The following is a 13,882-nucleotide window of genomic DNA, read 5'->3' as shown; positions in this document are numbered from 1 at the left end:
AGTTGCTCGTCGGGGCGACGAGTCAGGACTCCGGTCACCGCACGCGCGCGGTGCCGCCGCCTCGATGAACTCGAAGATCAGGCGGTCGGTGCGCGCAGCCTGCTCACAGTGCCTTGAGCGCCTGAGCGGTGGCTCGGGCCAGGGCGTCCAGATAGCCCTTGGGCAGCTTGGGGCTGCGTGCCACCACCGAGCGCCAGTACAGCGGGCCCGAGATGATGTCCAGGGCCAGCGCGTCGTCGACGCCGGCGCGCAGTTCGCCGCGCTGTTCGGCCGCCTTCACGATCCCGCTGGCGACGCCCTCCTGCCCCTGCTCCAGCGCCTTCTGCAAAGCCTCGGCGATCTCGGGATTGCGAGCCGCCTCCGCCTGCAGGTCCGGGATGATCTGCGAGGCCACGGGGTGGCGCAGCGCGCGCGAGGTCACCTCGTACAGCAGCCGCAGGTCGCCCTCCAGAGAGCCCGTGTCCGGCGCGGGCAGGCCCATCACCGCGATCGCGGACACCACGTCGAGCACCAGATGCAGCTTGGAACGCCAGCGGCGGTACACCGCCGTCTTGCCGACACCCGCGCGGCGCGCGATCCCCTCGATGGACATCCGCGCATAGCCGACGGCCGCGAGCTCCTCGAAGACGGCCGCCCGGATGGCTTCCGTCACGTCCTCGCGGAGGACGGCCGCCCCCGCAGGACTCCGACGGCGCGGGCGCGTCTGCGGCTGGTCGGCATTGGTCGTCATGCGAACCAGCATAGGGCGTAGCGACGATACGGTCCCGTCGCCACGTTTCCCGTCGCGACGAAACGGTTGCGTTCCGACGTCCATTCGGCCTACGCTCACGTTGCGACGATACGGTCCCGTCCCGACGTAAGAGAACGTGAAGAGTCACGTAAGAGAACGTCGCGGCGCCCCTCCCCGAACGAAAGCAGCGGATGTGAGCCAGGTCCTCGACACACCGCCCTCCACCACCCAGGCCCTGCCCGAAGCCGACCTCGCGGCCCTCGCCGCCCGCCACGGACTCTCGGTCAGCGGCGCCCGCCCCTCCCTGCCCGAGTACGTCCGCCAGCTGTGGGCGCGCCGGCACTTCATCACCGCGTTCGCCACGGCCAAGCTCACCGCGCAGTACAGCCAGGCGAAGCTCGGCCAGGTGTGGCAGGTGCTGACGCCGTTGCTGAACGCGGCGGTGTACTACTTCATCTTCGGCAGGCTGATGGGTACCAGCCGCGGCGTGCCCGACTACGTCCCTTTCCTGGTGACGGGTGTGTTCGTCTGGACCTTCACGCAGAGCTCGATCATGGCGGGCACCCGCGCGATCTCCGGAAACCTGGGCCTCGTGCGGGCCCTGCACTTCCCGCGGGCCGCGCTGCCGATCTCCTTCGCACTGCAGCAGCTCCAGCAGCTGCTGTTCTCGATGGCGGCCCTGGTGGTGATCCTGCTCTGTTTCGGCATCCCGGTCACCGCCTCCTGGGCTCTGGCGGTCCCGGCGCTGGTCCTGCAGTCCGTCTTCAACGCCGGCGTCGCGATGGTCATGGCCCGGATGGGAGCGAAGACGCCGGACATCGCGCAGCTGATGCCGTTCGTGCTGCGTACCTGGATGTACACGTCGGGCGTGATGTTCAGCATCACCCACATCATGAGCAAGCACCACCACGGGCCGTCCTGGGTGACCCCGGTGCTGCAGGCCAACCCGGCCGCCGTCTACCTCGACCTGATGCGCTTCGCGCTGATCGACAGCTTCCACGCGAGCCAGCTCCCGCCGCACGTGTGGGCGATCGCTACGGGCTGGGCGCTGCTGGCGGGCGTCGGCGGCTTCATCTACTTCTGGAAGGCTGAGGAGACGTACGGCCGTGGCTGACAACGCAAAGCTCGCACAGGAGCCGATCCCCACCGTCATCGCCGACAGCGTCGACATCGTCTACCGCGTCAACGGCACCGGCGCCGGCCGCGGCTCCGCCACCGCCGCCCTCAACCGCATCCTGCGCCGCGGGCAGGCCGAGAAGGCGGCGGGCGTACGCAAGGTGCACGCGGTCAAGAACGTCTCCTTCGTGGCGTACCGGGGCGAGGCCATCGGCCTCATCGGCACCAACGGCTCCGGCAAGTCGACCCTGCTCAAGGCGGTCGCGGGCCTGCTCCCGGTCGAGAACGGCCGTATCCACACCGACGGCCAGCCCTCCCTCCTCGGCGTGAACGCGGCCCTGATGAACGACCTCACCGGCGAGCGCAACGTGCACCTCGGCGGCCTCGCCATGGGCATGTCCCGCGAGCAGATCAAGGACCGCTACCAGGAGATCGTCGACTTCTCCGGCATCAACGAGAAGGGCGACTTCATCACCCTCCCCATGCGCACGTACTCCTCCGGCATGGCGGCCCGCCTGCGCTTCTCCATCGCCGCGGCCAAGGACCACGACGTCCTGCTCATCGACGAGGCGCTGGCGACGGGCGACCGCTCCTTCCAGAAGCGTTCCGAGGCCCGGATCCGCGAGCTGCGCAAGCACGCGGGCACGGTGTTCCTGGTCAGCCACAACAACAAGTCGATCCGCGACACCTGCGACCGCGTCCTGTGGCTGGAGCGGGGCGAGCTGCGCATGGACGGGCCGACGGACGAGGTGCTGAAGGAGTACGAGGCCTTCACCGGCGACAAGAGCGACAAGTCGGCCAAGCCGGCCCCGAAGCCCAAGCCGAAAACCACTGTTACCGCCTGAGGCCTCCCACCTGGCGCCTCCCCCGTGAGGCGCAACTCCAGGCGCCCCTTTCATCCTATTGGTGCCACTATGGCGGACACAGGGTCCCCGGAGTGATGACAAAGGTGAAGGAGTCGCCGCGATGCCCGAGCTCAGCGTCATCGTCCACGGGCCGAACACCCAGGACCGCCTGACCGGGCTTCTCGCCTCCCTGGCCGCGCATCCCCACCCCGAGGCCGAGGTGATTGTGGCCGCGGTCGGCGCCTGGGCGCAGGAGACGGCCCGGGCGTACGCCTCCGAGATGCTGGTGCTGCCCCTGCCGGACGGGACGGACGACGCCGCGGCGCGGTCGGCGGGGGCGGCCCGGGCCTCGGGTCGCTGGCTGCAGTTCGTGCACGCCAAGGACGGTCTGCCCGCCGGCGCGCCCCGCACGGTAGCCGAGCGCGTCGCGGACCTCCCGGACGAGGTGGACGTACTCCTCTTCGACCACGTCCGCTCCACCTGGGAAACCTCCGGCCTCCCCTCCGAGGACGGCCCCCTCCTGGCCCGCGCGGGCCGCGCCGCCCACGCCCTCGACGACATCGCCCGCACCGCGCTCCGCATCACCCCCCTCCTGGGCAACCGCGCGCTGCGCACCCCCTTCTGGCAGGCGCACGAACAACAACTCACCACCCCCCACGAGCCGTTCGCGGCCTACGCCGCCCTCCTCCTCGCCGACGGGATCGCGGCCCTGAACCAGGTGGCGTACGAGCACTACGAGCTGCGCCCCGAGAGCCTCCCCCCGGTCACCCCCGAGGAGCGCTACGCCCTGATCGACCGCTACGAGACACTCCTCACCCTCGCCCGCAGCCGCCCCGACTCCCGCCCCAGCGCCGGCCCCGCCCCCGACGCCGTCCTGTACGACGTCATGGTCCAGGACTGTCTGCGCACCTTCGCCCGCACCGCCATGCCGGACGTGGTGGCCAGGGAGTTCTTCCGCCGCGCCGGTGAAGCGGCCGTCCGGCACCGCCCGCCCGGACACCGTCCCCCCAGCGGCCCCGAGGCCATCCGCCGCGCCCTCCTCGAAGAGAACGCCTACACCAGGTACCGGGCCTTCCAAACCACCAACCGAGCCCGCCGCGCCGCGAAGTCGGCCGTACGAACCCGTGGACGCCAGGTCGCCGCCGCCCTCGGCGACCACCACTACCGCAGGGCCCTGTCCCGCCCGGTCGACCCCAACCTGGCCGTCTTCGCGGCGTACTGGAACCGCGGAGTCGCCTGCAACCCGGCGGCGATCGCCGCCAAGCTCACCGAACTCGCCCCGCAGATCCACCCGGTGTGGGTGGTGACGCCGGAGAACGCCCCCCTCCTCCCGCCCCACACCGACCACGTGCTCCCCGGCACCCGCCGCTACCGTGAGGTGCTGGCGGCGGCGAAGTACCTGGTCAACAACGTCAACTACCCCAACGCGGTCGTGAAGCGCCCCGACGCGATCCACCTCCAGACCCACCACGGCACACCGCTCAAGCGCATGGGCGTGGACCAGCTGGAGTTCCCGGCGGCGGCCAAGGGCCTGGACTTCCAGGCCCTGCTGGCCCGCATCGACAAGTGGGACTACAGCGTCTCCGCGAACAGCCACTCCACCCGCATGTGGGAGCGCGCGTACCCCTCCCGGTTCGTCTCCCTCGACCACGGCTATCCGCGCAACGACGTCTACTACACGGCCACGGCAGCCGACATCAGGACGATCCGCGACCGCCTGGGCATCCCCCCGACCCACCGCGCGATCCTCTACGCCCCCACCCACCGCGACTACGAGGCCGGCTGGACCCCCCGCCTCGACCTCGCCGCTCTCGCCGACCAGCTCGGCGAGGAGACGGTTCTCCTGGTCCGCGGCCACTACTTCTACGAGGGCACGCCGTCCCCCCTGACCGCCCTGCGCCGCACAGGCCGGATCATCGACGTCTCCACCTACGACCCGGTCGAGGACCTGGCCCTGGCCGCGGACGCGCTGGTCACGGACTACTCGTCCATCATGTTCGACTACGCCAACCTGGACCGCCCGATCGTCATCTACGCCGACGACTGGGAGACGTACCGCTCCACCCGCGGCGTCTACTTCGACCTGATGGCCGAGCCGCCGGGCCAGGTGGCCCGCACCCAGCAGGAACTGACGGAGATCCTCACCACGGAGGCCTGGCGCGACGAGAGCGCGACGAAGGCGCGGTCGGCCTTCCGCCGCCGCTTCTGCGAGTACGACGACGGACGCGCCGCCGAACGGGTCGTACGCCGCGTGTTCCTGGGCGAGAGCGAGGACGCCCTGCCGCCGGTGATCCCGCTGGAGGACCGCACACCGGCACCGAGCCCTCGGGAGTCCGTATGAACCCCGACGTCCTGACCCCCGATGCCATGGCCCCAGATGCCGTGACCCCCGACGTCACCGTCACGGTGATCGTCTACAACGACGCGGAACGCCTCCCCCGGGCCGTGGAGTCGGTACGCCGCCAGACCCACGCCGACATCGAGATCATCATCAGCGACGACCACTCGACGGACGAAACCCCGCAGGTGGCAAGGCGGTTGGCGGCCGAGGACCCCCGCATTCGCCACCTCCGCCTCCCGCAGAACAGCGGCGGCTGCAGCGCCCCGCGCAACCGCGCCCTGGAGATCGCGCGGGCGCCGTACGTGATGTTCCTCGACAGCGACGACGAACTCACGGACGACGCGGTGGAACTGCTCCTGGCGGCGCACCGCGAGCGGGAGATCGACTTCGCGATGGGCGCGGTGGAGCGGGTCCGGGAGGACAGCGGCCGCCGTAGACGATGGATGCCGCACCTGGTCGCCGAACGCCGCACGGTCCTCGGCATCGACTCCGAACCCCGGCTGCTCTTCGAGCACTTGGCGACGAGCAAGATGTACGCCCGCGCGTTCCTGGACCGCCACGACCTGCGGTTCCCGGAGGGCGTCCACTACGAGGACCAGCTCTTCACCACGCAGGCGTACTGTCTGGCCAAGGAGTTCACGATCGTCCCGGAGCCGGTGTACCGCTGGCACATCGCACCGTACGCGGCCACGGACGCGGCCTCGATCTCCAATCAGCGCCACAAGCTGGACAACGTCCGCGACCGCGTCCACGTCCAGCGCCTCATCGACGACTTCCTCGCCGAGAGCGGGCACGGGGCGCTGCGCGAGGACAAGGACTACAAGTTCCTCAAGCACGACTTCCGGATGTACGCCGGGGACCTGCCGTACCGCGACGAGGCCTGGCTGACGTCCTTCGCGGACATCATGATCCCCTACCTGGAAACCCTCTCCCCCCAGGCCTACGCCCGTCTGCCCCGCACGGACCGGGTGGTCCTGCAACTGATCCGCGAACGCCGCTTCCCCGAGGCGCAGCTGGCGGCACGGGGGCTGGGCCGAGCCGTGGCACCGCGCCAGGTGACCCCTGACACGGAAGGCAACGTGTACTGGGGCGAAGGCATCCCCACAGCCGACTGGGCGCGCCGCGAACTGGACGTCACCGACCTCGACCTGGACACGCGCCCCTTCCGAAGCGCCCAGTTCCGCCACGAGATCACGGAACTCACCCGCGGCCCCGGCGCGTCGATCGACCTCACCATCCGGACCTACGACCCCGGCCTACGCCTCCCCGTGGGCCCCCACCGCGCAAGCCTCCTCCTGGCCCCCGGCCGACGCCGCCTCACCGTCCCCTTCCGCCTGTCCCCCGTCCACCCCGGCGTCTTCGAAGGCCAGGTCCACCTGGACCTGACCTCGGCCCCCGTCCCCCACCACGGCTTCGCGGGCGTCCGCCACCCCCTCCTCCGCATCGACCACCAGGGCCAGACCCACACGGCCGTACTCCTGGCCCCCCTGTCCTTCCCACCCCTGACGGCCCACATCAACTACCACACCGGCACGGCCCCCCACCGCCTCACCATCGAACCGGAGGGCCGCGGCCCCGGCCGCCTCCAAATCCGCTGGCAACCGGTGGGCGTGACGGAAAGGCTGGTACGCCCGGTGGTACGACACGTGGCACGCCCGAGGGTGAGAAGGGCAGCACGCTTGCTGAGAAGCGCGCTGAGGTAGGGCAGGTACTTCGATGCCGGGCTGCGTCTCGGCGCCGGCCCGCACCATCCAGCCCGTCCGGCGTTCGAGGACGAGGCCCGTTCAGGGCCGAAGCGGGGGTCTGGGGGCCGCAGGCCCCCAGGGGCCGGGGTCGAAGGGGCAGAGCCCCTGGAGGATGGGACGGGTAGGGGCGGCGGGGGCGAGATCCTCCTCACCGCACCACCTCATACAGCACCTGCCCACCCGGCCCCCCAGCCACCACCCGCAACCCCGCCTCCCTCCGCACAGCCCCCCGATCCACCACCCACCGCACCCGATAAGCCTCCACGATCCCCCGCCGCACACCCCCCGAAGTCCCCTCGGCGAAATACCGCCGCACAGCCGCCTCCCGCCGCCCTTCATCCGGCAGGAAGAAGTCGGGATACCCAGGCGCCACGGTGTACGCCCCATACGCCGGGATCTGCCGCGCAGGAAACGTCCGCGCCATCACCACGTCCCCGTACTTCACCCATGGCGTGACCCAGTGATACCCCGCCCAAGGCGCCCGGTACTTCTCCGCAACCGCCCCCGGCAGCACCCCCCGCGGAACCACATACCCCACCGTCCCGACCTGCGTCCAAGCCCCCACAGCCAGCGCCCCGGCCAGCACCCCCACCCCCACGCCACGCCAGGCCCGCCGCCTCGCCCCCACCCCACGCCGCCAACCCTGCCACCCCTCGACCACCCCCACCGCGGCAGCGACCTGCGCCGGAATCACCACGGCAGGCAGCGCCCGCCCCCACGAGAAGTGCCCACTGACCCAGCCCACCCCCACAACCACCACCCCCAGCGCAAAGAACAGCACCAGCGGATCCCACCGATCCCGCCACCACCGCACCCCCAGCGCAGCCACCCCCAGCAGGACCAGCCAGTACCTCCCCAGCAGATCCCGGTACAGCCCCCGATGCACCGACTCCAGATCACCCCCCGCCCCGAACAACGCGAAGAAGTCGTAGTACGGCCACCCCCACAGCACCACCACCCCCACCACCAGCCCACCCCCCAGCCGCAGCCACACCCCACGCCCCGCCCGCGCCCCGACCACCGTGGCCAACGCACCCAAAGAAGCCACGACTCCCGAGAACTGATGGCACAGCAGAATCACCGCCCACAGCACCCCGAGCCCGAGCCAGGTCCCCCAGCCGGCCCCCGCCCCGGAACTGGACCCCGACCCCGACCCCGCCCGCACCGCCCCCGCCAGCCACGCCCAGAAATGAAAGGCCAGCCCCAACGCGAACACACTCGGATACGACACCGTGAGCGCCAGCGAGTTCAGCCCGAGAAACCCGCTCCAGGCGAACAGCGACGTCCCCCACAGGAACACCAGACACAGCACGGCAAGCGCAGGCGCGGCCCGATGCGCGCTCAGCGTCCGCACATACCGCCACACCCCGCTGACGAGCAGCCCCAGCCCGACCACCGCACCGATCCGCAGCACGACGAAGACGGAAACCCTCGTCACCCGCGCGACGCACCCGAGCACCAGCATCCACGGCGAGTAGTACGGACTCGGCGTATCCGCGTCGACCAGCGGATTGCCGGGGTCGACGAGGTCGTGCCGCAGACGTTCGACGGTCGCTGCATGCATCCCGAGGTCACCGGCCCACGGCAGCCGGACGATGACGAGGAGGAGCAGCAGGACGACCAGTACGGCGGCCACCTGCGGAACGACCGTCGTCCTGCGCAGCGCGGCCCGCATCGTGCTCACCCGAGCACTGTAATTCCCGCTTTGCCCGGAATGCGCGAGCGCCCCGGACTGTCACGGCCCGGGGCGCCCTGATGCACGTACGACTCAACGAGCCGTCACGGCCTACGAATGCTGCCGCAACAACGTCCGCATCGTCCGCATGGCCACCGACAGATTGGCCAGATCGAAGGCCTCCGACCCCTGGATCTCCTCCAGCGTCGTCCGCGCCCGGCCCAGAATCGCCGCGTTCCTCTGCTCCCACGCCTTGAAGCGCTGCTCGGGCGTCGCACTGCCGTTGCCGGCCGCCAGGACGTCCGAGGTCAGGGCCGCGTGGGCGGCGTAGAGGTCCTCGCGGATGGAGGCGCGGGCCATGGACTGCCAGCGGTCGGCGCGCGGCAGCTCGATGATGCGGTCCATGAGCTGGGTGATGTGCAGCCGGTCGGCCAGGTCGTAGTAGACCTCGGCGACGTCCATCGGGTCCTTGCCCATGCGGTCGGCCACCGACACGATGTCCAGCGTCGGGAAGGCGGAGGAGAACCCGGCCACCCGGGTGGCCAGTTCGTCCGGGACGCCGGCGCCGGTCAGCTCGTCGTAGATCTGCTGGTACCACTCGAGATCCGCGCCGCGCAGCAGCTTCGGCAGCTGCGACCACACCTGCTCGACCCGCTCGGCGAAGAAGTCGACGGTCTCGGCGAGTTCCAGCGGCTGCGGGCGGTTGTTGAGCAGCCAGCGCGTGCCGCGCTCGACGAGACGGCGCGAGTGCAGCCGGATCCGGGTCTGGACGTCGGCGTCGACCTTGTTGTCGAGCGCCTCCACCGCGTCCCAGACCGCCGCCGAGCGGAAGATCGCGCGGGCCACGGTCTGCGCCCGGACGATCTCCTCCAGCGAGGCGCCGGTCTCCTCGCGCAGCCGGTGCAGATACGTCGTACCGCCCGTGTTGACCGTGTCGTTGACCAGAACGGTCGTGGTGATCTCACGGCGCAGCGGGTGACTGACGAGGTGCTCCGGGAACCGCTCGCGCAGCGCGCTCGGGAAGTACGCGTGCAGCAGGGTGCTCAGGTACGGGTCGTCCGGCAGCGTGGTGTGCAGCAGTTCCTCGGCGACCGTGATCTTCGTGTACGCCATCAGGACGGCCGTCTCCGGGCCGGTCAGGCCGTGGCCGGCGCCGAGGCGTTCGCGGATCTGGCGGTCGGTGGGCAGGAACTCCAGCGCACGGTCCAGGTGCCCCTCCCTGACCAGGTGCTTCATGAAGCGCTGCTGGGCGTGGAGCATGTCCTTGGACTGGGCGAGGGCGTTGGCGATCGCCGTGTTCTGCGCGTAGTTGTTGCGCAGGACCAGACGGCCGACCTCGTCGGTCATCTCGGCGAGCAGCTTGTTGCGCTGCTTGACGGTCATGTCGCCGTCCGCGACCAGGCCGTTGAGCAGGATCTTGATGTTCACCTCGTGGTCGGAGGTGTCGACGCCCGCGCTGTTGTCGATGGCATCGGTGTTGATCTTGCCGCCGTGCCGGGCGAACTCGATCCGGCCGAGCTGGGTCAGGCCCAGGTTGCCGCCCTCGCCGACGACCTTGACGCGCAGGTCGGCGCCGTCGACGCGGATCGGGTCGTTGGCCTTGTCGCCGACGTCCGCGTGGGACTCGGTCGACGCCTTCACGTACGTACCGATGCCGCCGTTCCACAGCAGGTCCACCGGCGCCTTGAGGATGGCCTTCATCAGCTCGGCCGGCGTCATCTTGGAGACCTTGCCCTCGATGCCGAGGGCCTCCCGGATGTGCGCGTTGACCGGGATCGCCTTGGCGCTGCGCGGGAAGATCCCGCCACCGGCCGACAGCAGCTCGGTGTTGTAGTCCTCCCAGCTGGAGCGGGGCAGCTCGAAGATACGGCGGCGCTCGGCGTAGGACGTGGCCGCGTCCGGGTTCGGGTCGATGAAGATGTGCCGGTGGTCGAAGGCGGCGACCAGGCGGATGTGCTCGCTGAGCAGCATGCCGTTGCCGAACACGTCACCGGACATGTCGCCGATGCCGACGACCGTGAAGTCCTCGGCCTGCGTGTTGACGCCCAGCTCGCGGAAGTGCCGCTTGACGGACTCCCAGGCGCCACGGGCGGTGATGCCCATGCCCTTGTGGTCGTAGCCGGCCGAGCCGCCGGAGGCGAAGGCGTCCCCGAGCCAGAAGTTGTACTGCTCGGCGACCCCGTTGGCGATGTCGGAGAAGGTCGCGGTGCCCTTGTCGGCGGCGACGACGAGGTAGGTGTCGTCCTCGTCGTGCCGGACGACGTCCGGCGGCGGCACGACCTCGCCCGCGACCATGTTGTCGGTGATGTCGAGCAGCGCCGAGATGAACGTCTTGTACGACGCCACGCCCTCCGCGAGCCAAGCGTCCCGGTCCACGCTCGGGTCCGGCAGCTGCTTGGCGACGAAGCCGCCCTTGGCGCCGACCGGCACGATGACGGTGTTCTTCACCATCTGCGCCTTGACCAGGCCGAGGATCTCGGTCCGGAAGTCCTCACGCCGGTCGGACCAGCGCAGGCCTCCGCGCGCGACCTTGCCGAAGCGCAGGTGCACGCCCTCGACACGCGGCGAGTACACCCAGATCTCGTACGCCGGGCGCGGCGCGGGCAGGTCGGGGATGGCCTGCGGGTCGAACTTCATGGAGACGTAGTCGTGCGGGTGTCCGCCGGCCGCCTCCTGGAAGAAGTTCGTCCGCAGCGTCGCCTTGATGACGGTGAGGAAGGACCGCAGGATCCGGTCCTCGTCGAGGCTCGCCACCTGGTCGAGCGCCGCGTCGACCTCTTCGAGCAGCGCGTCGACGATCTCGCGGCCCGCACGCTGGCGGTCCGGCGACATCCGCGCCTCGAACAGGGAGACGAGCAGGCGGGTGGTGTGGACGTTGTTGCGGAGGGTGTCCTCCATGTAGTCCTGCGAGAAGGTGGAGCCCGCCTGGCGCAGGTACTTCGCGTACGCCCGCAGCACCATGGCCTGCCGCCAGGTCAGCCCGGCGCTCAGCACGAGGGCGTTGAAGCCGTCGTTCTCCGCCTTGCCGGTCCAGGTCGCGGCGAACGCCTCCGAGAACCGCTCGCGTGCGTCGTCGCCGAGGTAGTCGCCACCCGGGAACTTGGGCATGCGCAGGCCGAAGTCGTAGATCCAGGCGACGCTGCGGTCGGAGCAGCGCAGTTCGTACGGCCGCTCGTCCACGACCTCGACGCCGAGCCGGTTGAGGACCGGCAGGACGGCGGACAGGGAGACGGCCGCGCCCTTGCGGTAGATCTTGAACCGGCGCTCCTCGGGGGCGGCGCCGACCGGCTCGTACAGGCTCAACGAGAAGTTGTTGTCCTCGGTGAGCTGTTCCAGGTGGACGAGGTCGGAGACCGCCGAGCGCGGGGAGTGGTCGGCCTTGTAGCCCTCGGGGAAGGCGTGGGAGTAGCGGCGCAGCAGCTCTGCGGCGCGCTCCTCGCCGAGCTCGGCGTTCAGCGCGTCGGCGAAGCCGTCGGCCCAGGAACGCGCGGCCTCGACGAGGCGGGCCTCGATGCGCTCCTTGTCGGCGTCGGACAGCTGCGGCAGCTCGGTGCCCTGCGGGACGCGGACGACGAAGTGCAGCCGGGAGAGGATCGACTCGGTGTTCCAGGCGGTGAAGTCGACGCTGGTACCGCCGAGTTCCTCCTTCAGGATGTCGATGATCCGCAGGCGCACGCCGGTGGTGTAGCGGTCGCGCGGGAGGTAGACGAGGGCGGAGTAGTAGCGGCCGTACTCGTCCTGGCGGAGGTAGAGGCGCAGCCTCCTGCGCTCCTGGAGGTAGAGGACGGACGTGGCGATGCGCTGGAGCTCGGGGACGGGGGTCTGGAAGAGCTCGTCGCGCGGGTACGTCTCGAGGATCTGCAGCAGGTCGCGCCCGTCATGGCTGTTGGGCGAGAACCCGGACACGCGCAGCACATCGTCGACCTTGCGCCGGACGACGGGCACGCGGCGGACGGACTCGGTGTAGGCGGCGGAGGAGAACAGGCCCAGGAAGCGCCGTTCGCCGACGACCTCTCCGTTCCCGTCGAACTTCTTCACTCCGACGTAGTCGAGGTACGACGGCCGGTGCACGGTCGCCCGGCTGTTGGCCTTGGTCAGGACGAGGAGCTTGTGCTCACGGGCCTTGGCGCGGGCGTCGGCGGGCAGTCGCTCGAAGGACGGGCTGACGGGGTGGTTCTCGTCCTCGGCGTGGTGCGGGTCGGAACGCAGGATGCCCAGGCCGGTGCCGGGCACGGCGGCCAGCGAGTCGTCCTCGCGCAGCTGGTACTCGCGGTAGCCGAGGAAGGTGAAGTGGTCGTCGGCCAGCCAGCGCAGCAGCTCACGGGCCTCCTCGATCTCCTGCTCGCGCAGGTCGGAGGTGGGCTCCCGGGGCAGCTCGTCGGCCATGCGCAGGGCCGCGTCCCGCATCTTGCTCCAGTCCTCGACGGCCTCACGGACGTCGGACAGGACGCGCAGCAGGTCGGCGGTGATCTGCTTCAGGTCGCCGCGGTCGGTCTCGCGGTCGAACTCGACGTGGATCCAGGACTCGGCGTGCGTGTCGTGCGGCAGCTCGCCGGCGGGCGGTGCGGGAAGCACCTCGATGAGCTTGCCGGTGAGATCGCGGCGGACGTGGACCAGCGGGTGGATGACCACATGGATCCCCCGCCCCTGCCGGGTCAGCTCATTGGTCACCGAGTCCACGAGGAACGGCATGTCGTCAGTGACGACTTCGACGACGGAGTGGCTGCAGGTCCACCCGTTCTCTTCGACGGTGGGCGTGTGCACCCGCACGTTGGCCGTGCCCTGAGGGCGGTTCTCGGCCAGACGGTAGTGCGAGAAGGCGGCTCCGAAGATGTCGACCGGGTCGCGGTCGGTGAGGTCCTCCGGGGCGGTGTGCAGGTAGTAGCGCTGGAGGAACGTGAGCACGGTGTCGTGGTCCGGGGTGCCGGGAGTGCTCTCGTCCGTCGTCCCGGTCGGTAGATACCCCCCGACCGGGCTGTTCTCAGCTACCCGGGCGGCCCTCTCGAGCAGCTCGGCCTTGGCTTCGTCCAGCTTGGTCTGCATTGTCCTCTGGCTCCTGTCGCGCGCCGTTGCGTGACGTTGAAGGAAGTACGGTCTCTTCCCCTCCGGCGTAACGCCGCGACGCGGGGTGTCCGGTCTGCTTCGACGCTATGCCGCGAGGTGAGATGAGCGGGGATATATGAGCCAATTTTGAGCTGCCCACGGGGTGTGACGCTGCTCTCTGCGACGTCCGGGCCCAGGGTGTACATGACGTCCCGGGAACCCTTACGCCCCCCTCCCGCCCGCGAAGACCAGCGACCGCCGCCCGGTCACGGATGTCGTCCGTGCTCGCCGGGCGCAGGGCAGGGGCTCCAGTGCCCCCGCGAGCTATCGCGCTGATCACGCCACTAAGGCTATCGCTCCTTACAGGGGGCCCGTCATGAGCCGTAT

The 13,882-nt window shown here is 70.2% G+C and carries 7 protein-coding genes; 4 read left to right on the top strand and 3 right to left on the bottom strand.

The genetic code is table 11. The features are described 5' to 3' along the window. Positions 1 to 103 precede the first annotated feature (103 nt). Positions 104 to 742, bottom strand: coding sequence for a TetR/AcrR family transcriptional regulator (locus ACZ7L6_RS38575; protein WP_471932340.1), 639 nt, complete (start codon positions 740 to 742; stop codon positions 104 to 106). A 181-nt stretch (positions 743 to 923) separates the two neighbouring features. Between ACZ7L6_RS38575 and ACZ7L6_RS38570 the strand changes: the two genes are divergently transcribed. The 4 genes from ACZ7L6_RS38570 (at position 924) to ACZ7L6_RS38555 (ending at position 6,735) form a co-directional block, all read left to right on the top strand. Continuing rightward, positions 924 to 1,844 (top strand): ABC transporter permease, encoded by a 921-nt coding sequence (locus ACZ7L6_RS38570; protein ID WP_471932338.1) that lies wholly within the window; start codon positions 924 to 926, stop codon positions 1,842 to 1,844. Next, entirely contained in the window at positions 1,837 to 2,691 is an 855-nt protein-coding gene (locus ACZ7L6_RS38565; RefSeq protein ID WP_471932336.1) for an ABC transporter ATP-binding protein, read from the top strand. The genes ACZ7L6_RS38570 and ACZ7L6_RS38565 overlap by 8 nt, the downstream gene beginning before the upstream one ends. Positions 2,692 to 2,812: 121 nt before the next feature. Beyond that, positions 2,813 to 5,032 carry a CDP-glycerol glycerophosphotransferase family protein gene (locus ACZ7L6_RS38560; protein WP_471932334.1) on the top strand — a complete coding sequence of 740 codons (2,220 nt, stop codon included), beginning with the start codon at positions 2,813 to 2,815 and terminating at the stop codon, positions 5,030 to 5,032. Beyond that, positions 5,029 to 6,735: a glycosyltransferase family 2 protein gene (locus ACZ7L6_RS38555; RefSeq protein ID WP_471932332.1), complete on the top strand. Its 1,707-nt coding sequence runs from the start codon at positions 5,029 to 5,031 to the stop codon at positions 6,733 to 6,735. Before ACZ7L6_RS38560 ends, ACZ7L6_RS38555 begins: the two co-directional genes overlap by 4 nt. A gap of 190 nt (positions 6,736 to 6,925) precedes the next feature. Here ACZ7L6_RS38555 and ACZ7L6_RS38550 read toward each other — a convergent pair whose 3' ends face one another. Both ACZ7L6_RS38550 and ACZ7L6_RS38545 read right to left on the bottom strand, forming a co-directional pair. After that, positions 6,926 to 8,452: a hypothetical protein gene (locus tag ACZ7L6_RS38550; protein ID WP_471932472.1), complete on the bottom strand. Its 1,527-nt coding sequence runs from the start codon at positions 8,450 to 8,452 to the stop codon at positions 6,926 to 6,928. 111 nt (positions 8,453 to 8,563) lie between these two features. After that, entirely contained in the window at positions 8,564 to 13,495 is a 4,932-nt protein-coding gene (locus tag ACZ7L6_RS38545) for an NAD-glutamate dehydrogenase (protein WP_471932330.1), read from the bottom strand. Positions 13,496 to 13,882: the final 387 nt, after the last annotated feature.

It is taken from the genome of Streptomyces sp. NPDC107522 (assembly GCF_055657525.1).
This window is presented reverse-complemented; position numbering and strand designations above follow the sequence as displayed.